Below are 23,103 nucleotides of genomic sequence, written 5' to 3' on the forward strand. Positions count from 1 at the left end.
CCCTCCCGCTCTCGCGCCCCGGACCGGCGCGCGGCGGCGCCGGTCCGGGGCGGGTCTCACGCGGCGGGCCGGCCGCCGAGGTAGAGGTCGCTCAGCTTGGGATCGGCCAGCAGCTCGCGGGCGGGCCCGGTCGCGAAGACGGTGCCGAGGTCGAGGACGCAGCCGATGTCGGCCATCTCGAGCGCGCGTCGGGCGTTCTGCTCGACGAGCAGCACGGCGACGCCCGCGTCGCGCATGCGGGCGACCTGCTCGAACACCGTCGTCGTCCGCTTGGGGTCCAGGCCCATCGAGGGCTCGTCGAGGAGGACGACGTCGGGGCTGACCATGAGCGCCCGGGCGAACTCCACCTGCTTCTGCTGACCGCCGGAGAGCAGCCCCGCGGCGGCGCCCCACCGCTCGGCCACGACCGGGAAGACCTCCTTGACGAAGGCGGCCCGCTCGGACAGCGCCGCCCGGTCGGCGGAGGTGTAGCCGCCGAGCATGACGTTCTCCTCCACCGTCATCTCGGGGAAGACGCTGTGCCCCTGCAGGACGTGCGACAGCCCGGCGCGCAGGAGGGTCTGCGGCCCGGAGCCGGTCATGTCCTTGCCGTTGAGGACGACGGACCCGGCCCGGGGCTTGAGCAGCCCGCTGGCGACCTTGAGCACGGTGGACTTGCCGGCGCCGTTGGGACCGACGAGGCACACGACCGTGCCGCGCGGCACCTCGACCGACAGCCCGCGCAGCACGAGGGCGGCCTTGCCGTACCCGGCCTCGATCCCCTTGAGCTCGAGGACGACGTCAGACGCCAAGGTAGGCCTCCAGCACTCGCGGGTCGGACTGGATGATGTCCGGCGTCCCGGTGGCGATCGGCGCGCCACGGTCGAAGACGACGATGTGGTCGCACAGCTTCATGATGAGCTCCATGTTGTGCTCGACGATGAGGAAGGTGGTGCCCTCCGCGTTGAGCTCGCGGATGAGGACGGCGATCCGCTCGATGAGCGAGGGGTTCACCCCGCCGGCGGGCTCGTCGAGCATGACGAACGGCGGGTCCGACATGAGGGTCGAGCCCAGCTCGAGGAGCTTCTGCTGGCCGTAGGAGAGGTCGCGTGCCTCCGCCGTCTCGAGGTGGTCGATGCCCACCCGGGCCAGCATCCGCCGCGCCCGCTCGACCGTCTCCGGCGAGTGGCTCCCGCCGAGGTAGTCCGCGAGCGAGTGCGGCTGGACGGCGACGAGCATGTTCTCCAGCACGGTCATCCGTGGGAAGGTCCGGCACAGCTGGAAGCTCCGCCCGAGCCCGGCCCGGGCGATCTTGTGCGGCGCCCAGCGGGTGATCTCCTTGTCGTGGAGGTAGACCTTGCCCGAGTCGGGCTTGATCATCCCGGTCACGCAGTTGAAGAAGGTCGTCTTGCCCGAGCCGTTGGGCCCGATGAGCCCGTTGATCTTCCCGTCGAGGAAGGTCACCGAGGCGTCGCTGACGGCGTGGACGCCGCCGAAGGACTTCGTCAGCCGCTCGGTGCGCAGGATGGTCGTGCCGACGGCGGAGCCGGCCGGTGCGGGGGTCATCGGGTGCGCTCCTGCTCGTCCGTGGGGTCAGCCGGGGCCGCGCGCCTGCCGGTCGGCTCGCCCGTCGAGGTGGCCGTGGGGTCGGCGGTGGAGGGGACCGGGGCCCGGCCGGTCGCCGTCGCCGTCTGCTCGGCCCGCAGCTGCTCGGCGGAGAGCTCGCGGATCGAGGTGGCCTGGGGCCGGAACCGCCCGACGAGCTGCTGGGCGCCGGTGAGGACGCCGTCGGGCAGGAACAGCACGACGATCGCCAGCAGCAGGCCCGTGGCGACGAGGTGGAACTGGGTCTGGCCGTAGTTGAGGACGAAGTACTCCAGCGCGACGCCGATGACGACGGCGCCGAGCAGCGGCCCGAAGAGGTACCGGGTGCCACCGAGGAGCGCCATGAGCACGATCTGCGCGGAGAGGACGACGTCGAACTGGAAGATCGGGTCGAGGTCGCCGAACCACAGCCCGTACAGCCCGCCCGCCAGCGCCACGACGAGCGCCGAGAGGGTGAACGCGACGAGCTTGAGGGTCGCGGTGGGGATGCCGAGCGACTCGGCCTTGTCCTCGTCCTCGCGCACGGCCTTGAGACCGGCGCCGAAGCGCGAGTGGTTGACCAGCGCCCACAGCACGAGGGCCAGGACGAGCAGGCCGAGGAAGATGAAGTAGAACGCCCGGTGGTGCTCGGGGCGCAGCAGGTCGGGGAACGGCCGCGGCACCACCAGGCCGTTGGAGCCGCCGGTCACCGTGTGCCAGCTCTGGAAGACGAGCTGGAGCACCAGGACGAGCGCGATCGTCACGATGACGAACGAGGCGCCTCGCACCCGCAGCGCGGCGAAGCCCACCGGGACGGCGATGACGAGGGTCCCGAGCGCCGCGACCACCAGGGCGACGAAGCTGGGCATCCCGACGTTGATGACGAGCAGCGCCGTGCCGTAGGCACCCAGCCCGAAGAACGCCGTGTGGCCGAGCGAGATGTACCCGGTGAACCCGCCCATGAGGTTCCAGCCGGTGGCGAAGACGGCGTAGTTGAGCACGATGACGCCGGCGCTGAGCATGTAGGGGTTCGGCGCGAGGAACGGCCACAGGGCCAGCACGGCACCGACGACGGCGATGACGAGCAGGTCGCGGCGGCGGTCGCGGCCGGCCCGTCCGGTGCGCCCACCACGTCCGGCGAGGCCGGCGAGGCCGCGCCCGTGCCCCTCGCGGTCGCCCGTGCGGGCGGCGCGGCGGTCAGAAACGCTGAGCAAGACGGCCTCCGAAGAACCCCTGCGGCCGCACCATGAGCGTGGCGAACAGGGCGAGGTAGAAGATGGTCTGCGCCCACGTGGGGCCCAGGGGCAGCTCGAGCATCACGCGCAGCACGCCGAGCAGGAGCGCGGCGATCGCGGCGCCGGGGATCGAGCCGAGCCCGCCGACGACGATGATCGCCATGAGCGGGCCGATCCAGTGCCAGTGCAGCGAGGGGTAGATCGTCGCCTGGAGGGACAGCGCGGCGCCGCCGACGGCGGCCGTGGCCAGGCCGAGACCGAAGCCGAAGCCGGCGGTCCGGTTGGTGTCGATGCCCACGAGCTGCGCGGCCTGCGGGTGCTGGATGGTCGCGCGCAGCGCCCGGCCGAAGCGGGTGTACTTGAGCACCGCGAACAGCGCGAGGAGGCTCACCCCCGCCAGCGCGAACGAGATCACCTGCACCACGGGGATGCGGGCGGTGAGCAGCTCGATGCTCGAGGCGCCGTAGGGCAGGTTGATCCGGCGCTGGGTGCCGGAGAAGACCATGCCGAGCAGGCCCTCGACGATGAGCGCGATGGCGAAGGTGAGGAGCACCGACATCATCGTCATCGTCGCCGGCCGCAGCCGGGACAGCAGGAAGCGCTGCATGAGGTAGCCGATGGCGAAGAACGCCGGCACGGTGGCCAGCAGCGAGAGCATCGGGTCCAGCCCGGTGGCGGTGGAGAACCGCCACGCGATGTAGGCCGAGAGGATGATGAACGCCGAGTGCGCGAGCATCACCACCCGCATGATCCCGAAGTACAGGGTCAGACCCGCTGCCAGGAGGGCGTAGAGCCCTCCCAGCAGCAGGCCCAGGATCAGGCTCTGGAAGAGGAGAGTGCCTGAGACCACCGGCTCACCACTCCGGCTTCGGGTAGATCAGCTCGGCCTCGGCGACGTCCTCGGGCAGGACGATGGCGATCTCGCCGTCGACGTACTGCTGGATGAGGTGCGCGCCGTTGGGGCGGCCGGCCTCGTCCCAGCCGAGCGTGCCGACGACGGTGTCCACCTCGTTCTCGTGGAGCCAGTCGATGAGCTGCTGCTGGCAGTCGCCCTGCTCGGCGCACCCGACGGCCTCGACGGCGGCGGCGACGACCTGGCCGGCGGTGTAGGCGTTCGCCTCGTCCTCGCCGGGCTCGGCGCCGTGGAGCTCCTCGTTCGCCGCGACGAACTCCTCGTTGGAGGGGTAGGTGGCCTCGACGGTGTAGCCGGTGGGCGAGAGGATGCCGTCCACCGCACCACCGATCGCCTCGACGAACTCGGGGTTGGTCGGCGCGGTGGAGAAGGCCGCCATGCGCGGCTGGTAGTCGAGCTGCTGCAGCGCCAGGATCATGTTGACCGCGTCCTGGTACTGGGTCCCGCCGACGACGATGTCGGGGTCCGCGTCCGCGATCTGCGCGGCGACCGCGCTCATGTCGGTCGCGTTCGGCGGGTAGACCTCGTCGACGACGATCTCGACGCCGAGCTCGGCGAGCCCGTCACGCAGGCCGTAGGCGGTGCCCTGCGCGAACGGGTCGTCCATGGCCGCGACGGCCGCGGTCTGCGGGCGCTCGTCCTCGGGCATGGCCTCGATGTGGTCGAGGAGGTAGTTGTAGTGGTCCGGGGCGATGGCCGGGGCCGCGTAGAAGATGTTCTCGAAGCCGTTCTCGAAGACCTCGGCGGCGGCCGCCGCGGGCTCGACGAAGAGCATCCCGTACTCGTCGGCGACGCGGGACGCGGGCACCACGAGCCGGGTGGAGAACGGGCCCATGACCAGGTCGACCTCGTCCTGGGCGATGAGCGACTCGTAGTCGGCCACGACACGCGCGGCGTCGGAGGCGTCGTCGAGGATCTTCAGCTCGACCTGGCGGCCGAGCAGCCCGCCGCCGTCGTTGATGACCTTGGCCCAGGTCTCGTACCCGCGCTGGACGCCCTTGCCCGGCTCGGCGAAGTCACCGGTCAGCGGCAGCGAGATGCCGATGACGATGGGGTCGTCCCCACCCTCGGCGCCGCCGGTGGCGTCATCGGTCCCGCCGCCGGTGTCCCCGCCGCACGAGGCGAGCAGCAGGGCGCCGGCGGTCGCGGCGGTGATGGCGGTCAACTTCCTTGTCGACATGGTGTCTCCTCATCAAGACGACGGCGCCGTCTCGGTGGAGCGGGTGACGAGGCTCGCGCACGGTGAGACGGGTCCGCCGTGCAGGTCACGGCCCACCGCGATGTGACGGTGTGGTGGTTCCCCACGGCGGCGGAGCAGCAACGACGACACATCGCGGGCGGCGGAACAGCAACGAGGTCGCATCCCGGGTCGCGGAGCAGCAACGACGACACATCGCGGGCGGCGGCCACGAGGGACGTGCGCCGCGCCCCCGGCACCTGGGGCGTGGCTCACGTCACAATTCGGCAACATCGACGTCCGGGCGGGCCGGGGGGTTTGTGCGGTTCGACGTCCTGTGTACTGTGCGTGGAAAGCGCTTGCTGAGGTGGTCGTCCTGATGAGGTGGACCCGGTGAGCCCCTCAGGCCGGCCGGCTCCTCGGCACCGGCCGCGACCGCGCCGCGAGGACCTGCGCCACCACGGCCAGGACGCCCTGGGCCACGAAGAGACCGGGCGTGACGCTCCCACCGACCACGGCCACGAGCAGCGGCAACGTCCCCAGGGCGACGACGTCGGGCCCCACGAGGAAGGCTGCGCCGAGCCCCGGTGGGACCACGCCGAACGGGGTGTGCACGAGCGGGCCGGAGAAGTCCGGCAGCGGCCGGTACGCCGCCCGCACCGCCGCCGCTGACCACACCGGCGCCGCCAGCACCACGAGCCAGCCCGCGTCGGCGTGAGCCGCCGCGAGCAGCGCGTGCACGACCGCGGACCACACGACGAGGACGACCGTGGGCACCACGAGGCGCAGGCGGCGGACCGTTCGCTGGCCCAGCGGCAGGAGCGTGTCCAGGGCAGGAGCCGCGCTCGCCTCGCGAGCGCCGTCCGTGACCGCGAGGCCCGCGGCGTACCCGCCGACGACGAGCAGGGCGAGGGTGAGGACGGGCACGTCCGGACCGAGGGCCAGGGCGGGCAGGCTCCCGGCGACGACGAGCTGGACCAGGCGCCGGGGCCGGCGCAGGAGGAGCATCGCGTCGGAGGTCACGAGGGCTGCGTGCGGGGCCCACCGCCGCGGGACCCGCGCCACGGGTCGCAGCCGGGCCGAGCGGCGGGCCGCCGGCTCGGTCGCCGCGGCGAGCGCCCGTCCCAGCCCGCGGGTGTCGAGTGACAGCACCGAGCCCAGGGCCTCCGCCGAGCTCGCGCCACGCTCTCGCACGACGGACCCGCTCACCCGTCCCAGCCGCAGGTCGAGCGCGACGGCGAGCGTCGTGGCGAGGACCACGGTGGCTGCCGCGGCGGCGCCCAGGACGACGGCGGCGGGCGGGTGCGTGACGCCGGCCGGCCAGCCCCACCACAGCCCGGCGAGACCGGCGAGGGGTACGGCCGCCAGTGCCGTGTCCGCCGCGCGCCGGGTCCGGCCGTGCACGCCGGCCGAGACCTGCGTCAGTCCCACCGCGAGGACCAGCGCCGCGGCGCCCGCTCCCCCGGTGACGGCGGCCCCGGCGAGTGTGGCTACGCCGGGTGACGGCACCAGCACGAGCGCCCCGAGGGCGGCGACCACCGCCCCGGGCAGGGCCGCGACGACGGGCCACCGCAGAGCGGCGGGACGCAGCAGGCCGCGCCGGTCCACCGGCAACGGCAGCCACCACGTCGCCTCGTGGCCCGGCAGCGAGATCGGTCCGAGCCGTGCCGCGAGACCGACGAGCGCGGCCGCCCCTGCGGCGAGGACGAGCACGGCCAGCCACCGCGCGGCGGCCACCGAGGCGTCGTCGAGGAGGCTTCCGCCCAGGTCGCGGCCCAGCCGGGCCGCGAGCGCGAACGCCATGGCGGTGTACAGGACGACGATGAAGCCGCCGAGGTAGACGTCGTAGAGGAGGTCGCCGAGCCCGCTCTCGGCGCGCTCGAGGCTGCGGCGGCGGGACCACCGGCGCACCGCCCGGCCTGTCGGGGGCGCCGGTCGTACGCCGAGCGCCTCGCTGCCGTCTCTCACAGCGCGGCGATGGCGGCCGCGCCCTCGGCGGCCGTGAGCAGCCGCGCACGCTCCTCCCCCAGGACGAGGACGGCGGTCGCTGCGCCGACGACGACGGCGGGGTCGTGGGTGGCGAGAAGGACCGCTCCCCCGGCCTCGCGCTCCTCGACGAGCCGCTCGACCAACCGGTCCCGCATCCCGGCGTCGAGGCGCTGCTCGGGCTCGTCGAGCACGAGAAGCGAGCGGGGCCGTGCGAGCGCCGCGGCCAGGAGGAGGCGGCGGCGCTGCCCGGAGGACAGCGCCGCGGGCAGGGCGTCGGCCCGTGCGGTGAGGCCGAGCTCTTCCACCAGGCCCTCGACGACGTCGGCGGCGTCGGGCACGCCGTGTCCGAGGCAGGTCAGGAGGAGATGCTCGCGCGCCGTCAGCGCAGGGAAGAAGACCTCGTCACCGAGGCACTGCGCGACCGCGGCCCGCTGGGCGCCGGACCGCTCGTCCACCGGTGCCCCCAGGATGCGCACTCCGCCGCGGATCGGCTCGAGCGACCCGACGACCGTCCGCAGCAGGGTCGACTTGCCGGTCCCGTTCGCGCCGACGACGGCGAGAACCTCGCCGGCACCGACGCGAAGGTCCACCGGCGGGCAGACCGGCATGGTGAACCCGACCACCAGCCGCGACGCCTCGACGACGGGAGAATCGGACACTCCCCGATGCTACCGAGGTCCGTGCCGACCAGCTCTCGCCCGCGCCGAGCCCCCCACCTCGCCGCCCCTGTCGCCTCACCGCTGCCGACGCGCCGGTCGGTCGCGGCGATCCGGCGCCGCGACGCGGTGCAGCGGCAGGCGGAGCTCGGCGACGCAGCCCGGCCCGTCGTTGCGGATGGCGGCCGAGCCACCGTGTGCCTCGGCGACCCCACGGACGATCGCCAGGCCCAGGCCTGCTCCACCGCCCTCTGCCGGACCGCGCGAGCCCGTGGCGCGCCAGCCGGCCTCGAACAGGTGCGGGAGCTGGTCGGCGGGGATGCCGCCGCACTCGTCCGCCACGCGCACGGTCGCCGTGCCGTCGACGCCGGGCGCACCGTCGTCGCCGGGCGCACCGTCGTCGTCGGGCGCACCGTCGTCGCCAGCACCTGCCCATCCCCTGCCGTCGCGGTCTGCCCGGCCGTCGTCGTCTCCGTCGACGAGGACGTCCACCGTGACCGTGCCGCCCGCGGGGGTGTGGCGGACGGCGTTCGCCAGGAGGTTGGCCACCGCCCGGCTCACCTCGCGGGCGTCCATGGGCACGGCGGCGGACGACCGCGCCCGTCCGACGACCCGCACGCCGGCGCGCTCGACCACGGGGACGGCCTGGGCGACGGCGTCGGAGACGACGTCGGCCAGCGGCACCCACTCGGTGCGCAGCACGCGCCCGGACTGCAGCCGCGAGAGGGTGAGCAGGTCGTCCACCATGTCGCTGACCCGCAGCACCTCGGCACGCAGCCGCACGAGGTACGCGGCCGGGTCCTCGGCCACGCCGTCCTGCAGCGCCTCGGTCATCGCGCGCATGCCGGCGAGCGGGGTACGCAGGTCGTGCGACATCCGGGCGACGAGGTCGCGCCGCCCCTCCTCGAGCCGGCGGTCGCGCTCACGTGCCGCCTCGGCGTCGGCGTTCGCCCGGGTGAGGAGGTGCAGCCGGCGGGCGAGGACGAGACCGGTGAGCACGGCGACGGGCAGCGCCGCGGAGATCACCAGGAGGATCGTCCGGGAGTCCTCGGGACCGAGGAGCATGGCGCGAGCGCTGGCGTACACGCCCGCGGCCAGCGACAGCACGACGACGAGCGGGGCTGCCACCGCCGCACCGACGACGGATCGCCGGGCCACGCCCAGGACGACGGCCGCGCCGGCGGCCCCGACCGCCGCGGCGACGAGCGCGGCCAGGCCCGCGGCCGAGAGCTGGCCGCCCATCACGCGCTCGCGTCCGCGGGAGCCGGTTCGGGGTCCCAGCGGTACCCGACCCCGAAGACGGTCACCAGCCGGCCCGGCCGCGCGGGGTCGTCCTCCACCTTCTCCCGCAGCCGGCGCACGTGGACGGTCACCGTCGAGCGGTCGCCGTACTCCCAGCGCCAGACCTCGGCCATGAGCTCGTCCCTTCCGACCGCCCGGCCGGGGTGGCGCAGGAACCACTCGAGGAGGTCGAACTCTCGCGCGGTGAGGACGAGCTCGCGCCCGGCCAGCTCGGCCCGGTGGGCCGCCCGGTCGAGCACGAGGTCGCCGTCGACGAGACGTCCGGCTGCGTCGAACCGCCCGCCGGCCCCGAGAGCCGGGCCCGGCCTCTCGGCGGCGGCGGGCGCGGTGGCGCGCCGGAGGAGCGACTGCACCCGGAGCACCAGCTCGCGGGGGCTGAACGGCTTGGTGACGTAGTCGTCCGCGCCGACCTCGAGGCCGAGGATCCGGTCCTCCTCCTCCTCGCGGGCGGTGAGCATGACCACGGGCAGGTCGGCGCGCACCCGGCGCAGACGCCGGCACACCTCGAGACCGTCGATGCCGGGGAGCATGAGGTCGAGAATCGCCACGTCGGGCGGTCGAACCGTGGCGATCTCCACCGCGGTCAGGCCGTCCGCCGCCCGCTCGACCTCGAGACCGGCGCGGACGAGGTACGCCCCGACGACCTCGGCGACGGTGGCGTCGTCGTCGACCACGAGTATCAGTGGCACCACCCCATGCTAGGTGCCCGGCGCCTGCCGCCCCGGGGCGCGCGCGGTGCGTCACCACCTCGTAAGAACCGGGTAAGGCCGGCGTCATGGAGTCCGTCGGCAGCCCGTCCTTCACTGGTGACAGGCCGGCCGCCACGGCCGGCGACCAAGGAGGAGAAACCATGTCGAACCACATCCGCACCGCCGCCGGCGTCGCCGTCGTCGCGCTCGGGTCGCTGGGCCTCGCGTCGTCCGCCCAGGCTGGGGTGAGCGGCCCCGCCTTCTACGTCGACCACGAGCTCTACCGCACCGTGGCCACGCCCACCGAGCTCTCCGGCACGGGGGCGCCGGAGCACTCGTGGGACACCATCTACAGCTTCGGCGACGCCCAGCGCAGCGTCGCCACGGCGGCCCCGGGCGACCGCGACTACAACGGCGGACGATGGCAGGTACACGACGTCCGGTTCCCGAACGGGTACGAGGCCGCGCTCACCTCAGGTGACCTCGACGACGACGGCGTGCTGGACGCCACCGACGAGGTCCTGGCCGCGCTCACCGCCGGCGACGCCGTCGACCACGGCGTCGTGAAGTACTTCGTCTGCACCGTGAACAAGGTGCCCGCGAGCCAGCTCTGAGCCCCGTCCGCGTGAGCACCCCTGCCGACCGAGGCGTCGGCCGACCCCTCAGGCCGGCCGACGGCCTCGGCCCGCGTCGTGCGCTCAGGCGGTCTGGCCCTCGTGCTCGCCCTCGGCGAGCTCCTCGACCAGCTTGTCGTTGAACGCGGGCAGGTCCTTCGGCGTCCGGCTGCTCACCAGACCGGCGTCGACGACGACCTCCTCGTCCACCCAGGTCGCGCCCGCGTTGCGCAGGTCCGTCCTGAGGCTCGGGTAGGAGGTGACCGTACGGCCGTTGAGGACGTCCGCGTCGGCCATGATCCAGCCGCCGTGGCAGATGACGCCCACCGGCTTGTGCTGCTCGAAGAACGCCCGGACCAGGGCTACGGCGTCGGTGTCCATGCGGAGCTTGTCGCCGTTGGCGACGCCACCGGGCAGAACGAGACCGTCGAAGTCGTCGGCTCTCGCGCTGCCGACGGCGAGGTCGACGCTCGCCTCGTGGCCCGTCTTGCCGGTGATCGTGCCGGACTCCGGCGAGACGAGCACCGCCTCGGCGCCGGCGGAGGTCACGGCCTCCCAGGGCGAGGTCAGCTCCGAGTCCTCGAAGCCGTTGGTCAGCAGGAACGCGACGCGCTTGCCGGACAGCTCAGCCATGCTCTTCTCCTTCTCTCGTGCGGTACGCCTCGACGTTACGAGCCGCGCCGCGACCTCGCCCGTCGAGGCGCACCTCGCGGCGCCCGACCGCGGCGACGGCGCGCTCCACAACCCGGCCTCCGCGGGGTGGCGGCGCGCGAGAATGGTCCGATGCCGAAGCCTGCCGACGACGCCCGCTGTCCGTGCCTGTCCGGCCTGGTCTACGCGGACTGCTGCGGGCCGCTCCACGCCGGGATCGCTTCCGGCGGTCCGTACGCGCCGACCGCGGAGGCGCTCATGCGCTCGCGGTACAGCGCGTTCGCCGTCGGCGACGCCTCCTACCTGCTCGCGACGTGGCACCGCTCGACCCGTCCGGGCCACCTCGAGCTGGACGACGACGTGGAGTGGCGCCGCCTCGACGTCGTGCTGACGTCGGCGGGCGGCCCGTTCGACGACGGAGGCGTCGTGGAGTTCGTCGCTCACCACCGCGGCGCGGACGGGCGCGGCCGGCTGCACGAGGTGAGCCGGTTCGTCCGCGAGGGCGGACGCTGGTTCTACGTCGACGGCGCGCGCCGCTGAGCTGACCCGCGCGGCCGACGGCGACCGCCTCGCCGACAGCGACAGCCTCGCGACTGCGACCGCTCCAGCGACGGTAACCGCCCCCGCGACGGCAACCGCCCCCGACGCGAGCGCGCGCCTCCCGGCCCGGGTCAGCTCAGGCGAGCTGCACCGTGGTCAGGCAGGTCGGGTCCTCCTCGCCGGTGCCGATGGCGGTCTCGGCGGTCTTTCCGTCGTAGGAGACGGTGAGGGTCGCCTCGATGTCCCGCGGCAGCCAGAAGCCGGTGAACCCGTTGTCGAAGGTGGTCACCGTCTCGTCCACGAGGACGTCGCCGGTGGCGTCGTCCACGATGCTCACCTGCACCTCCTTGCCGCCGAGCTCGCCCTTGCAGGTGGTGAGCGAGTGGTAGAAGCACTCGTGCGTCTGGTCCACGTACGGGGCGACGGAGAGGTAGAACCGGTCGTCGGGAAGGTCGACGGCGACCTCCTGGTCGGCGTCGGACAGCACCAGCTGGTCCACGCGCACCGACGCCATGAGGTCGGTCGAGCGCTCGGTCAGCGCCACCCGGTCGAGCTCGTCGACGATCGCCGCCGTGTCGAGGTCCGCCAGGCCGTGCTCGGTCAGCAGTGCCTCGACGTCGGACTCCGTCGCCCCGGCGGTGGTGGGTGCAGCGCCGGTCGCGGCAGGGCCGGGCTCCTCGGCGGCGCCGGCGCAGCCGGCGAGCAGCACGAGCACACCCGCGGTGGCGGCAACGAGTCGTCGTCCCATGGTCTCTCTCCGATCCGCCCGAAGGGCGCAAATGCTGAACTTTCCGGCAAGCCTGCCATCACGCCAGCCACACCACCTGGGTCCAAGGACTCATCCGCGGCCCCGTGCATCCACAGGCTCCACGGCAGGGCTCCCGGTCTCCGCCCATGCTCGGCGATGATGGCGTCCATGAGCGAATTCGCCGGGTTCACCCCGTGGGGGCCGGAGTTCTACGCCGAGCTCGAGCTGCACAACTCGCGCGAGTTCTGGGCCGAGCACAAGGCGCGCTGGGAGCGGGAGGTCCGCGATCCCATGCGGGCACTGATGGCCGCGCTGGAGCCGGAGTTCGGCCCCGCTGTGGTGTTTCGCCCGCACCGGGACGTGCGGTTCAGCGCCGACAAGTCGCCGTACAAGACCCACCAGGGCGCGATCGCCGGGCCTGCCCGCGGGCTGGGGTACTACGTCCAGCTCGATGCCGACGGTCTCAGCGTCGGCGGCGGGTTCCGCTCCCACTCCGCCACCCAGACGGACCGGTACCGTCGCGCGGTCGATGCCGACGACGGCGGCGAGCTGCCGGCGATCGTCGCCACCCTCGAGGGCCAGGGGTACGAGGTGATCGGCGCGACCCTCAAGACCCGGCCACGCGGCTACCCGGCGGATCACCCGCGGCTCGAGCTGCTGCGGCGCAAGGAGCTCATGGCGATCCGGAACGTGGGGGTGCCGACCTGGCTGGCCACGACCGAGGCACTCGATCGTGTCCGCGCGATGTGGACGGAGGTGCGCCCGCTCGCACGGTGGGCGACCGAGCACGTCGGACCGGCCGAGGACGTGACCGCCCGCCCGTAGCGCCGGGGATGTGCGAGCCGGCCGGTGGCGCCGAGAACGTGCCTACCGGCCGGCAGCGCCGAGAACCTGCCCGCCTCAGAACAGCGCCGGCTGGGCCGGCTCGACGGCGGGTGGCGGCGCCGCCTCCTGGCCGGTGCGGGTCCAGCGCCGTTGCGGCCGCCTGTCGAACCCGTGCTTCCGGCGCGCCCGACCTGCCCGTTCACCGAGCCATGTGCGGTGCTCCGTCGAGGCGTAGGAGCCGGAGCCGTAGAGGCGCCGGTAGCCGGGGACCAGCTCGGGGTACTCACGGCCGAGCCAGGCGAGGAACCACTCACGCGCACCGGGCCGCAGGTGCAGGGCACCGGTGGTGACGTCGGCGGCCCCGGCCTCGGCCAGCGCGGCGAACAGCGCGTCGAGGTGGTCGTCGGAGTCGGTGAGCCACGGCAGGATCGGCATCGCGAGGACGGTGCACTCGAGCCCGGCGTCGGTCACCGCACGGATGAGGTCCAGCCGCGCCTTCGGGGTGGGTGTGCCCGGCTCGACGCGCTGCTGGAGATCGGGGTCGATCAGGGCCAGTGAGACCGCCACCGACACCGGCACCGTCCGCGCTGCCTCGACCAGCAGCGGCAGGTCCCGCTTGAGCAGCGGACCCTTGGTGAGGATGGAGAACGGCGTCCCGGACTCCGCGAGCGCCGTGATGATCCCCGGCATGAGCCGGTAGCGGCCCTCAGCCCGCATGTACGGGTCGGAGTTCGTACCGAGGGCGACGTGCTCGCGCTGCCACGACGGTCGGGCGAGCTCCTTGCGGAGCACGTCGGCGACGTTCGTCTTCACGACGATCTGGGTGTCGAAGTCCTTGCCGGCGTCGAGGTCGAGGTACTCGTGGGTGCGCCGCGCGAAGCAGTACGTGCACCGGTGCAGGCAGCCCCGGGTGGGGTTGATGGTCCACGAGAACGGCACCTGCGACGCGGCGGGCACCCGGTTGAGTGCGCTCTTGCACAGCACCTCGTGGAACGTCACGCCGTCGAAGTCCGGCGTGCGGACGCTGCGGACCAGACCGGCGAGCGGCACGAGCGCCGTCTCGTCCGCGACCTTCAGCTGGCGCGACTCCCATCTCATGACATCCATTCGAACACACTTACGACACCACGTCGAGCACCGGGCAGGGAGGTGTCGCGTCCGGGCCCTGCGGGTGCGTTACCCACGCAGGCGCGTGGCTCTCTGGGTATCGCTCTCATCGCGTGGCTCTCCGGCGCCTGGCCCTCCGGAGGAATGCGCAGCCCGCTGGGGTCAGTCCGACAGGTCCAGGAGGTACCGGTGCACCACCCCCACCGCGACCGACCCCTCGCCCACCGCCCCGGCGACGCGCTTGACCGACCCGCGCCGGAGGTCCCCCGCGGCGAAGACGCCGGACATGCTCGTCTCGAAGTCGCCCCGGCCGAGGTCGCGACCGGTGAGCACGTAGCCCTGCTCGTCCAGCTCGACCGTGCCCGCGAGCCAGTCCGTGTGCGGCGCCGCACCGATGAGCACGAAGAGCGCCGCGGTCGGCACCGCCTGCCGGTCGCCGTCGGGTCCCGCCAGGACGACGCTCTCGAGGCGCTCCGCTCCCCCGCCCCCGACCACCCTCGTCCCGGCCCGCACCGTGATGTTCGCGGTCGCCTCGATCTGCCGGACGAGGTAGTCCGACATGCTCGCCGCCAGGGACTCCCCCCGCACGAGCATCGTCACGTGCCGGGCGAACCTCGCCAGGTGCAGGGCGGCCTGGCCGGCGGAGTTCGCGCCTCCGACGACGTGGACGTCCTCCCCGGCGATCGCCGGGGCCTCGACGCCGGCCGCGCCGTAGTACACCCCGGCCCCGACGAGACGCTCGAGATCGGTGCCGCCCAGGCGCCGGTAGGTCACCCCGGAGGCGAGGATGACGGCGCGCGCCCGGACCTGGCCGCCGCCGTCGAGGGTGAGGACCCGCTCGTCCCCGTCGGCCGCGAGCCCGACGGCCCGGCGGGTGAAGACGAACTGTGCCCCGAACAGCAGGGCCTGCTCCCACGCCCGGTGCGCGAGCGGTCCGCCGCCGATGCCACGCGGGAACCCGAGGTAGTTGCGGATGAGCGAGCTCGTCCCGGCCTGGCCGCCGATCGCCTCGGGCTCGATCACGACCGTCCGCAGCCCCTCGGAGGCCCCGTACACCGCGGCGGCGAGCCCGGCCGGGCCGGCGCCGACGACGGCGAGGTCGTGCACCGCACCGCCGGCCTCGGTGGTGATCCCGTGGGAGGCGGCGACGTCGGCGAAGGTCGGGTCGCGCAGCACGGTGCCGTTGACGTGGACGGCGGCGGGGAGGTCGCCCTCGCCGAGGCCGTGCTCGGCCATGAGCCGAAGACCCTCGGGCGAGTCGGCCGGGTGGAAGTCGAACGGGACGCCGTTGCGGGTCAGCAGGTCGAGGAGCTGGTGGGTGCGGCGGGTCCACTGCTCCCCGACGAGGCGGTAGATGACGAAGTGAGGGCGGTGGGCCTTGGTCCAGGCGCTCAGCCACTCCTGCACCTGGGGGTAGAACCACTCCTCCGGGTCCACCCACCCCTTGGCGAGCTGGAAGTCGATCTGCCCGAGCGCCACCGCCCGCTGCAGCGTCTCCAGCTCGCCGAACGGGATGTGGGTGTGGTGGCGGTCCATCGCGAACAGCAGGACCCGGCCCGCCCCGGGATGCAGGGCGTGCGCCGCCTCGAGGAGCGTCACGCCGCCGAGGTGGAGGTCCGCGAGGACCATCGCCACCTCGGCGCCGTCGCGCGCGAGGGACCGCAGGGTGTCGAGCCCCGCCTCGGCCGACGCGGCGGGGAGCACCGTGTAGTCGGGGCCGAACCGGCGGTTCAGCGCCGCGCAGGTGCGCCCGCGGTCGTCGTCGTTCGCGTCGACGACGACGATCACGGGCGCGACGGACGTCATCGCGGGGCTCCCGCCTGAAGCACGGTCACGAGGCCGAGCATCTGTCCACGCTAGCGGTCCGGGCCGCCCCCGCGGCAGCCCGCGTGCCGCCGCGGCGCGCGGGCGCGCCGGGATCCGCGGTGCTCGGTCAGGCCCGGAACTCCCCCGGCCGCGGCTGACGCCAGGCGGGGACGTCGTAGCCTGGATCCCACGGGAACCGTCCCGACCGGTCGTCAACGGTCAGCTGGAACACCGGCACGGAGTGCTCCGCCGGCCGCCGGTAGTGGACGTTGGCCGCGTAGACGATCTCGCCCGGGTTCGGCGACTCCTCCACGAAGAGCCGGTGCGGCCACTGCTCGAAGCCGACGACCTCGCCGTGCATGAGCTGCCGTCCGTCGTAGACCTGGCCCGCGAGGTGGTTGAGCACCCCTGCGGCGTTGTCCATGTTCAGCCCCAGCACGAGCAGCTCGGGGTGCCCGATCCCGAACAGGCCCACGGTGTAGCAGAACGGCGGGCGCTCTCGTCCCGGGTCGCCGAAGACGTACTCCAGGTGCACGCCGTGCTCGCGTACGTGCTGGGCCACGAGCTGCTCCTGCTGGTCCAGCCACGCCCCGACGGCCGGGTCTCCCACACCTGCCATGCCCGCTCCCTTCCTCGAGCACGACGCTAGGTGGCAGGAGCGGACCGGCGGCCGGCGATCCACAGCATGTCCTCACCCTGACCGGCCGTCCCCAGGCGAACCGCGTCGCCCGGCTACGCCGACGACGATCGGGGCGCATGACAGTGACAGGACGGGACTGCAGGGAAGGTGGCTATACTCATGATCATCATTGGCGCCACAAGGAGTGGACCCATGGATGTAGGAGTACGCCAGCTGCGCGACGCACTCAGCCGATACCTCGCGGAGGTCAAGGCGGGCAGGACGGTGACGGTCACCGAGCACGGTCGCCCCGTGGCCCGGATCGTTCCGGTCGCCCGACCGACCCGCCTGGAGCAGCTGCGCCGCGAGGGCCGCGTCCAGCCGGCCCCCCGCGTCAAGCAGCCCGCGCCCGACCCGGTCACGACCACGGGGCCCGTGAGCGATCTCATCGCCGAGCAACGTCGTTGATGATCGGTTACCTGGACACCTCGGCGTTCGTGCCACTGCTGGTCGAGGAGCCGACGAGCACAGCCTGCCGCCGGTTCTGGGACGACGCGGACACGCTGGTCAGCACTCGGCTGCTCTACGTCGAGACGAGCGCGGCGCTCGCACTCGCCCAGCGGATCGGTCGGCTCGGCCCGGGCCGGCTCGACCGCTGCCGGTCGGTGCTCGAGGAGCTGTGGCAGGCGGTCGAGGTGCTCGAGCTTGACGGCGACCTCATGCGCGCGGCGTCGAGACATGCGGGTGATCACGCTCTTCGTGGCTACGACGCCGTCCACTGCGCCGCGGCCTGGCTGGTCAACGACGCCGACGTGGTCGCCGCGTCAGGTGACAGGCAGCTCCTGACGGCCTGGTCGAACCTGGGGGTGACGACCTACGACACCACCGGCTGACACGGTCCCGGACGAGCGAGGGGCGACCGGACGGATCCTCCTGACGAGGGCCTCACGCCGCAGCCGCGAGCCCGCCCAGCTGCTCGAGCCGTGCCACGCCGAGCGCACCGTAGGTCCGCAGCTGTTCGTGCGCGTCGTCGAGCGCGGCTGAGCCGGGGTACCCGGGCGGGACGCGGGCCGGGTTCAGGGAGGTGCTGTTCGCCCACGCCTTGATGTCCGGCTCGGCGCCGAACGCCAGGGAGGACCGCCTCCCCAGAACGTTCATGGCCGCCCACTCGGTGAGCGTGTTCGCGTACGGCGTCGGCGGGCACAGCCGGTTCTTCTCGGCGTCGTCGGTCCGCGTGGCCTCGACGTACCCGGCCAGGGCCGCCCCGAAGCAGGGGAAGCCCACCCGGATGGGCTGCAGGGTGATCGCCGCCGGTCCCCAGATCGGCACGAGCGGCGGGTACTTCAGCCCCGATGCGGCGCAGTGCACGACCAGCGCGTCCTTCGCCGTCGTCACGGTCCCGCCGTCGAGGACGACCCGGCCCGTCTCGACGCGCCGGACGTGCCCCAGCCGCACGACGTTGTCGATGGTGCGCAGCTGCTCGAGCTCCCAGGTGGCCAAGGTCGGGGTCTTCGCCATCGTCGGTGTCACCGTCCGGTCGATCCGCAGCATCACGCCGGCGTCCTCCAGGCGGAGGAAGAGGTCCTCGAGGGAGGTGGCCGCCGCGGCCGCGACCATGACGTCGGCCACCATGCCGGTGAAGACCGCCGGGTCGGGCTGGATCACGGCCCGGTTGAGCATCCACGGGTCGCGCGGGCGCACCCAGCAGATCGCGTCGGGGTCGACCCCGCGGGCGAGCAGCCACACGCAGGCGTCGGTCGCGGTCTTGCCGGACCCGACGACGACGAACTGCCCCGGCGCCTCGGAGAGCCGGGCCAGGTCGTTGACCGGCCGCACCTGCGCACCGCCGGCCACCTCGAACGGTGGCGGGGTGTCCGCGGGGATGTCCGGCGCGAGGTAGCGCGCGTCGACGACCCGGCACCCCGGCCGCACCTCGAACCGCTTGCCGGACACGTGAGAGACGATCTGCCCGTCGCCGAGGTACTCGCAGCCCACGAGCACCTCGACGTCGCCCGTGGTCACCATCGCCTCGCGCACCCGCCCGTAGTACGCGCAGATCTCCGAGACGGTGGCGCGCTCCTGCAGGCCGGTCTCCGGCCCGTGGTCCTGGACCTGCCCGTCACCGAGCAGTGTCGAGGCGACGCCGTAGAACGCCGAGGCCTGGTGGAGGCGGACGAAGGGGTAGGCGTCGAGCCAGTGCCCGCCGACGTCGTGGCGCCGGTCGACGACGGCGACCCGTACGTCCGCGTGGTCGGTCAGCGCGTCGGTGAACGCCATGCCGCTGGCCCCCGCCCCCACCACGAGGTAGTCGGCGTCCACGGTCGGGACCATGGGACAACGGAACCACCGCCGGCGCGGCCTGTACAGAGCTGGGAGGCGTCGCGGTGGGTCCGGTTCGTGCCCGGTCGGCCGGCTCGTCCCAGGGAGGCGGCGCGGACCTCGGTGCGCGCCCGTGCGGGAGGCGGCGCGGACCTCAGTGCGCGCCTGCGCGGGTAGCGACCTCGCCGAGGGTCTCCGCCAGCTCCCGCGGCCGCGACCACATCGGCCAGTGGCTGGTCGGCAGGTCGATCCAGGTCGTCTCGCGCAGCTCCGGGATGCCCGCGACGAACGCCCACTCAGGATGCTCGACGGCGGAGGTCTGGTAGAGCTCGGCGGTGAAGCCGGTGCAGATGAACGTGCTGGGGATGTCCCGACGGGCGTCGTTCGTCAGGTCCGCGGACTCGCGGATGAGGTTCCCCGGCTCGGGCACCGCGCGCCGGCGGAAGGTCTCCTTCTGCTCCTCCGTGAGTCCGTCGAGGTTCTCCTCCTCCTCGATCTCCGACCAGACCATCGGCTTCTCCACGCCGTCGAAATCGGGGTCGAGGGCGCCCTTGCCGGGTGCAGTGTCCACGTAGACCATGGCCGCGATCCGTCCCGGGACGCGGTCGCTGGCGGCGTAGCCGGAGAAGCCGGCGGCGCTGTGGACCGCCAGGACGACCGGGGCGTCCTTCGCCTCGACCGCCGCGCAGATCGCGTCCACGTGGTCGGCGAAGGTGACGGCTGATCGGTCCGCGTCCGCCGACTCGAGGCCGGGGAGGGTGAGGGCGGTGACGTCGTGCCCCTCGGCCCGCAGAAGCTCGGCCACCTCGTCCCAGGCCCATGCCCCGAGCCAGAAGCCCGGGACCAGGATGATCGGTGCGGCGTGCGCGTTCGTCTCGGCCATGTCGCTCCTTCGTGGTGCGGTCGGATGCGGCCAGGTGTCCACGATGGCCGGTGCGGGCCCGGATGTCGATGGCCGGGACGGCGGGGTCCTTCCCGCGCTCCTCCCGGCGGTGCGCTCTGATGCGCCCACGTGGCGGGCTGGCGCGGGCGGTGTTCTGCGTCTGTGTTCGCCGGCCGGACATCCTGTCGCCGAACCGACGCCCGATGCTCGCGTAGCGAACAGTCGAGAAACACCACACCTACCTCGGGGAGTACCAGCGCCCGGTGAGCCTGGGCGCCGCCCCTCAGATCACCACGACCTCGCGCTCGGCGGGAATCCGTGCGCTGCCGTCCGAGCCCAGGAACGCCAGCGGGACGCCGCGGGCTCGGGGCCAGTCGGTCGTGTCGGACACCTGGACGTGCACGTGCGGCTCGGTGCTGTTGCCGGAGCTCCCGCACTCGCCCAGCAGCTCCCCCACCTCGACCCGCTGTCCCGGGCGCACCCGGACCGTTCCCCGGCGCAGGTGTGCGAGGACCACGTACGGACCCTCGGGCCCGACCGCGATGACCACGCGGTTGCCGGCGAGCGAGTCCACCCCCGCCCGGGCGCGTGCCGGCTGACCGAGCGCGTACCGGATGAGCGCGGGCTGCGACCGGCGTCCGTCGTGGTCGGGCATCGTGTCCACGGCCTCCACCACGGTGCCGGAGACCGGCGCGGTGACCGGCAGGCCGAACCCGACGTAGGTCTCGGGCGGTTCGGTCGCGACCAGGGTGCGCCACGTGATCGGGCCGGACCGGCCGCGTGCATCGACCGCGACGAAGTCGATCGCGTGCGACGTCCCGTACAGCGCCGTGCCGTGGCTGGGGATCCGGCGTGCCGGGCTGTTCTCGGTGCGCCACCGTCCGCGGAACGGGTAGGCGAGAACCAGCGGCCGGGCGGGGGGTGCCACGCTCACGTCCTCAGGCTGACACACGCCACACGGCCCTCGCGCCCCGCAGCCCGTGTCGGGAACAGGTCGTACGCCCCGCCTCAGTGCCCGAACGCCTCCGCCAGCCACCACGCCGGCTCGTCGGCCACCACCTTGGCGTCGACGAGCAGCGGCCGGTCCCGCGGACCGGCCACCCACGCGGCCACGGCACCGAGGTCGGCCGGCCCGCGCACCGTCACGGCGTCGAACCCGTAACCGGCGCCGACGGCGGCGACGTCAGTGGGCGGGAACCTCACCGAGCCCAGGGGCTCTCCGGCGAAGTGGTGCACCTCGGCGCCGTAGGCGTCGTCGTTGTAGACCACCACCACCATCGGGAGGCCGAGCCTGCGCACGGTGTCCAGCTCCGCGGCCCCCATGAGTGCCCCGCCGTCGCCGAGCGCGGCGACCGGCAGCCGGTCCGGCTCGGCGAGGGCCGCGCCGATGGCGCTCGCCAGTCCCAGCCCGATGGACTGGAAGGCCTGCGTGAAGCAGAACCCGCGCTCGTCGGGGACACGGAGGAACATCGACGGGTAGCCCATGAAGTTCCCGGAGTCGACGGCGACGACGCGCTCGGCGGGCAGGAGGTCGTCGAGGGCGATGGTCAGCGTGCGGGGGTCGATCCGGTCGCCGGTGGAGCGGTCCTCGAACGGGACGTCCCGCCACCGCCGCCCGGCGGCGAGCCGGTCGTGCACGTCGGCCGTGCGGTACCCCGCCGTGTCGTGCCCCATGACAGTCGGGGCGGCCGTCGCCCCGGTGTCCGTCGGCCCGATGTCCGCCGCACCGCCGAGCAGGGCGAGCGCAGCGGCCGCCGTCACGGCCACGTCCCCGACCACCCCGAGGTCGAGCGCGCGGTGGACACCGAGCGCCTCGGGGGTGTCGTCCACCTGGACCACGGTGGCGTCGGCGGCGATGAGCCGGCCGTGGCGCATCGTCCACATGTTCAGCGCGCACCCCCACCCGACGACGAGGTCGGCGCTCGCCACCAGCTCCGCGACCACCGGCGAGGAGAACCCGCCGGAGACGTCGAGGTCCCAGTCCTCGCCCCGGAAGAGCCCCTTGGCGACGGCGGAGGTCGCCAGCAGCGCACCGCACCTCTCGCCCAGCGCCGCCAGCGCGTCCCGCGCCGCGACGGAGCGAGCGCCCCGGCCCGCCACGAAAACCGGGCGCTCGGCTGCCCGGAGCGCCGCGGCGAGCCGCTCGAGGTCCGTCACGGACGGTGCAGGTGGGTCCGGCGGGGCGGGGAGCGGCGGGATCTCGACGTCGCCCACCTCGAGGTCCGCGACGTCGAGCGGGAGGTTGAGCAGCACCGTGCGCCGGTCGTGCAGGGCGGTGGCGACGGCGCCGACGGCGTCGGCAGCCGCGGTGGCGGCCCCGACGCGCATCGGCACCGCCCCGACCGCACGCGCGAGGGCGTCCTGGTCGACGTGGAAGTTCGACGTCGGCGCGGTCGCCTCGGCCGCGAGGACGACGAGCGGGGTGCGCGACTTCGCCGCCTCGGCGATCCCGGTCATGGCGTTCGTCAGGCCGCACCCCTGGTGCACGGACACGGCGGCGACCCTCCCCGCGGTGCGGGCGTAGGCGTCGGCCATGGTGGCCGCGCCACCCTCGTGCCGGGCGGCGACGAACCGCGCGCCGGCGTCGACCATCGCGTTGGTCGCCCGGAAGTTCCCCGAACCCACCACCCCGAAGACGTGGTCGACGCCCGAGTGCACCAGCGCCCGGCCGACCACCTCGGCGACCCGCACGTCAGCGCTCGACGAGGGCCAGCACCCGGGCGGGCGAGCCGGACCCGCCGACGATCTTCAGCGGCGAGGTGACCAGCACTGCGCCGGTGGCCGGCAGCCGGTCGAGGTTCGTCAGCTGGGCGAGGCCGTACTTGCCGTTGCCGAGGAGGTACGAGTGGCACGGGAACGGCGGCTCGAACCCTGCCGCCGCGCCCGCGTCGGTGCCCACGGTCTCCACGCCGAGGCCGATCAGCGGGGTCTCCTCCGCGATCCAGCGGGCGCAGTCGGCGGACATCCCCGGGCTGTGCGGGCCGTCGTCGTCCTTGTTGATCATGTCGTGCTGCGTGGTCCGCGCCGACCACCCGGTGCGGCACAGGAGCCAGCCGCCGTCGGGCAGGGGGCCGTGCTCGGCGGCGAAGGCCTCGACGTGCTCGCGGGTGATGACGAAGTCCGGGTCCTGCGTGACCTGGTCGGTGACGTCGAGGACGACGGCGGGCGCCACGAGCTGCCCGGCCGGGACGGTGGCGACGTCGGCCCCGTCCTTCCCGGTGACCCAGTGGACCGGGGCGTCGAAGTGCGTGCCGGTGTGCTCCCCGGTGCGGAAGTTGTTCCAGTACCACGCGGGCCCGCGGTCGTCGTAGCGCGAGATCTCCTCGAGGCGGAACGACGCGGTCTGCCCGAACTGCTCGGGCAGCTCGAGGATCGGCGTCTCGGCGGCCAGCGGTGCGGTGAGGTCGACGACCTCCACCGAGCCGGACCGCAGGGCGGCGACGAGGTCGGCAAGCAGGGCCATGGGT

Annotated in this window: 24 protein-coding genes; 5 read left to right on the forward strand and 19 right to left on the reverse strand. The window is 73.7% G+C overall.

Going from position 1 to position 23,103, the window contains the following annotated elements:
• Positions 1-56: 56 nt before the first annotated feature.
• The 9 genes from AAEM63_RS10715 to AAEM63_RS10755 all read right to left on the reverse strand — a co-directional run bounded on the left by AAEM63_RS10715 (position 57) and on the right by AAEM63_RS10755 (position 9,524).
• Positions 57-791 (reverse strand): ABC transporter ATP-binding protein, encoded by a 735-nt coding sequence (locus AAEM63_RS10715; RefSeq protein ID WP_341358261.1) that lies wholly within the window; start codon positions 789-791, stop codon positions 57-59.
• Positions 781-1,545: an ABC transporter ATP-binding protein gene (locus tag AAEM63_RS10720; protein ID WP_341358262.1), complete on the reverse strand. Its 765-nt coding sequence runs from the start codon at positions 1,543-1,545 to the stop codon at positions 781-783. Before AAEM63_RS10720 ends, AAEM63_RS10715 begins: the two co-directional genes overlap by 11 nt.
• The gene (locus AAEM63_RS10725; protein ID WP_341358263.1) at positions 1,542-2,777 is read right to left on the reverse strand and encodes a branched-chain amino acid ABC transporter permease; all 1,236 of its coding nucleotides are present in this window, start codon (positions 2,775-2,777) and stop codon (positions 1,542-1,544) included. The genes AAEM63_RS10720 and AAEM63_RS10725 overlap by 4 nt, the downstream gene beginning before the upstream one ends.
• On the reverse strand, positions 2,761-3,648 hold the full coding sequence (locus tag AAEM63_RS10730; RefSeq protein ID WP_341358264.1) for a branched-chain amino acid ABC transporter permease: 888 nt from the start codon (positions 3,646-3,648) through the stop codon (positions 2,761-2,763). Before AAEM63_RS10730 ends, AAEM63_RS10725 begins: the two co-directional genes overlap by 17 nt.
• Before the next feature lie 4 nt (positions 3,649-3,652).
• Positions 3,653-4,891: an amino acid ABC transporter substrate-binding protein gene (locus AAEM63_RS10735; protein WP_341358265.1), complete on the reverse strand. Its 1,239-nt coding sequence runs from the start codon at positions 4,889-4,891 to the stop codon at positions 3,653-3,655.
• Positions 4,892-5,290: 399 nt separating this feature from the next.
• The gene (locus AAEM63_RS10740) at positions 5,291-6,856 is read right to left on the reverse strand and encodes a DUF6297 family protein (protein ID WP_341358266.1); all 1,566 of its coding nucleotides are present in this window, start codon (positions 6,854-6,856) and stop codon (positions 5,291-5,293) included.
• Positions 6,853-7,536, reverse strand: a complete 684-nt coding sequence (locus AAEM63_RS10745) for an ATP-binding cassette domain-containing protein (protein WP_341358267.1) — start codon at positions 7,534-7,536, stop codon at positions 6,853-6,855. The genes AAEM63_RS10740 and AAEM63_RS10745 overlap by 4 nt, the downstream gene beginning before the upstream one ends.
• 75 nt (positions 7,537-7,611) lie before the next feature.
• Positions 7,612-8,775, reverse strand: a complete 1,164-nt coding sequence (locus AAEM63_RS10750) for a HAMP domain-containing sensor histidine kinase (protein ID WP_341358268.1) — start codon at positions 8,773-8,775, stop codon at positions 7,612-7,614.
• Positions 8,775-9,524, reverse strand: a complete 750-nt coding sequence (locus AAEM63_RS10755; protein WP_341358269.1) for a response regulator transcription factor — start codon at positions 9,522-9,524, stop codon at positions 8,775-8,777. The genes AAEM63_RS10750 and AAEM63_RS10755 overlap by 1 nt, the downstream gene beginning before the upstream one ends.
• 161 nt (positions 9,525-9,685) lie before the next feature.
• Between AAEM63_RS10755 and AAEM63_RS10760 the strand changes: the two genes are divergently transcribed.
• A complete protein-coding gene (locus AAEM63_RS10760) occupies positions 9,686-10,138 on the forward strand; it encodes a hypothetical protein (RefSeq protein WP_341358270.1) in 453 nt (150 codons plus the stop codon).
• Between the two features lie 84 nt (positions 10,139-10,222).
• On the opposite strand, the gene AAEM63_RS10765 is transcribed toward AAEM63_RS10760, so the two are convergent.
• A complete protein-coding gene (locus tag AAEM63_RS10765; protein WP_341358271.1) occupies positions 10,223-10,771 on the reverse strand; it encodes a type 1 glutamine amidotransferase domain-containing protein in 549 nt (182 codons plus the stop codon).
• A gap of 150 nt (positions 10,772-10,921) precedes the next feature.
• Between AAEM63_RS10765 and AAEM63_RS10770 the strand changes: the two genes are divergently transcribed.
• Positions 10,922-11,329 carry a YchJ family metal-binding protein gene (locus tag AAEM63_RS10770; protein WP_341358272.1) on the forward strand — a complete coding sequence of 136 codons (408 nt, stop codon included), beginning with the start codon at positions 10,922-10,924 and terminating at the stop codon, positions 11,327-11,329.
• 136 nt (positions 11,330-11,465) lie between these two features.
• On the opposite strand, the gene AAEM63_RS10775 is transcribed toward AAEM63_RS10770, so the two are convergent.
• Entirely contained in the window at positions 11,466-12,077 is a 612-nt protein-coding gene (locus AAEM63_RS10775) for a CueP family metal-binding protein (protein WP_341358273.1), read from the reverse strand.
• A 168-nt stretch (positions 12,078-12,245) separates the two neighbouring features.
• Between AAEM63_RS10775 and AAEM63_RS10780 the strand changes: the two genes are divergently transcribed.
• Positions 12,246-12,902, forward strand: a complete 657-nt coding sequence (locus tag AAEM63_RS10780) for a DUF2461 domain-containing protein (RefSeq protein WP_341358274.1) — start codon at positions 12,246-12,248, stop codon at positions 12,900-12,902.
• A gap of 75 nt (positions 12,903-12,977) precedes the next feature.
• On the opposite strand, the gene AAEM63_RS10785 is transcribed toward AAEM63_RS10780, so the two are convergent.
• The 3 genes from AAEM63_RS10785 to AAEM63_RS10795 all read right to left on the reverse strand — a co-directional run bounded on the left by AAEM63_RS10785 (position 12,978) and on the right by AAEM63_RS10795 (position 16,434).
• Positions 12,978-14,000, reverse strand: coding sequence for an Rv2578c family radical SAM protein (locus AAEM63_RS10785; RefSeq protein ID WP_341358275.1), 1,023 nt, complete (start codon positions 13,998-14,000; stop codon positions 12,978-12,980).
• A 171-nt stretch (positions 14,001-14,171) separates the two neighbouring features.
• Positions 14,172-15,815: an FAD-dependent oxidoreductase gene (locus AAEM63_RS10790; protein WP_341358276.1), complete on the reverse strand. Its 1,644-nt coding sequence runs from the start codon at positions 15,813-15,815 to the stop codon at positions 14,172-14,174.
• Positions 15,816-15,942: 127 nt separating this feature from the next.
• Entirely contained in the window at positions 15,943-16,434 is a 492-nt protein-coding gene (locus AAEM63_RS10795; protein ID WP_341358277.1) for a DUF4262 domain-containing protein, read from the reverse strand.
• Positions 16,435-16,647: 213 nt separating this feature from the next.
• Here AAEM63_RS10795 and AAEM63_RS10800 point away from each other — a divergent pair, with 213 nt between their 5' ends.
• Both AAEM63_RS10800 and AAEM63_RS10805 read left to right on the forward strand, forming a co-directional pair.
• Positions 16,648-16,902 carry a type II toxin-antitoxin system prevent-host-death family antitoxin gene (locus tag AAEM63_RS10800; protein WP_341358278.1) on the forward strand — a complete coding sequence of 85 codons (255 nt, stop codon included), beginning with the start codon at positions 16,648-16,650 and terminating at the stop codon, positions 16,900-16,902.
• On the forward strand, positions 16,902-17,327 hold the full coding sequence (locus AAEM63_RS10805; RefSeq protein WP_341358279.1) for a type II toxin-antitoxin system VapC family toxin: 426 nt from the start codon (positions 16,902-16,904) through the stop codon (positions 17,325-17,327). The genes AAEM63_RS10800 and AAEM63_RS10805 overlap by 1 nt, the downstream gene beginning before the upstream one ends.
• A 52-nt stretch (positions 17,328-17,379) precedes the next feature.
• Here the strand turns inward: AAEM63_RS10805 and AAEM63_RS10810 are convergent, their stop codons facing one another.
• The 5 genes from AAEM63_RS10810 to AAEM63_RS10830 form a co-directional block, all read right to left on the reverse strand.
• Complete coding sequence (locus tag AAEM63_RS10810) at positions 17,380-18,765, reverse strand: NAD(P)-binding protein (RefSeq protein ID WP_341358280.1); 1,386 nt, start codon at positions 18,763-18,765, stop codon at positions 17,380-17,382.
• 142 nt (positions 18,766-18,907) lie between these two features.
• A complete protein-coding gene (locus AAEM63_RS10815; protein WP_341358281.1) occupies positions 18,908-19,636 on the reverse strand; it encodes an alpha/beta fold hydrolase in 729 nt (242 codons plus the stop codon).
• A gap of 283 nt (positions 19,637-19,919) precedes the next feature.
• The gene (locus AAEM63_RS10820; protein WP_341358282.1) at positions 19,920-20,570 is read right to left on the reverse strand and encodes a M23 family metallopeptidase; all 651 of its coding nucleotides are present in this window, start codon (positions 20,568-20,570) and stop codon (positions 19,920-19,922) included.
• A gap of 74 nt (positions 20,571-20,644) precedes the next feature.
• Positions 20,645-22,327 carry a thiamine pyrophosphate-binding protein gene (locus AAEM63_RS10825; RefSeq protein ID WP_341358283.1) on the reverse strand — a complete coding sequence of 561 codons (1,683 nt, stop codon included), beginning with the start codon at positions 22,325-22,327 and terminating at the stop codon, positions 20,645-20,647.
• A gap of 1 nt (position 22,328) precedes the next feature.
• Positions 22,329-23,099, reverse strand: a complete 771-nt coding sequence (locus AAEM63_RS10830) for a cyclase family protein (protein WP_341358284.1) — start codon at positions 23,097-23,099, stop codon at positions 22,329-22,331.
• Positions 23,100-23,103: the final 4 nt, after the last annotated feature.

Origin of the sequence: Georgenia sp. M64 (assembly GCF_038049925.1) — a bacterium.
Classification (GTDB): domain Bacteria; phylum Actinomycetota; class Actinomycetes; order Actinomycetales; family Actinomycetaceae; genus Georgenia.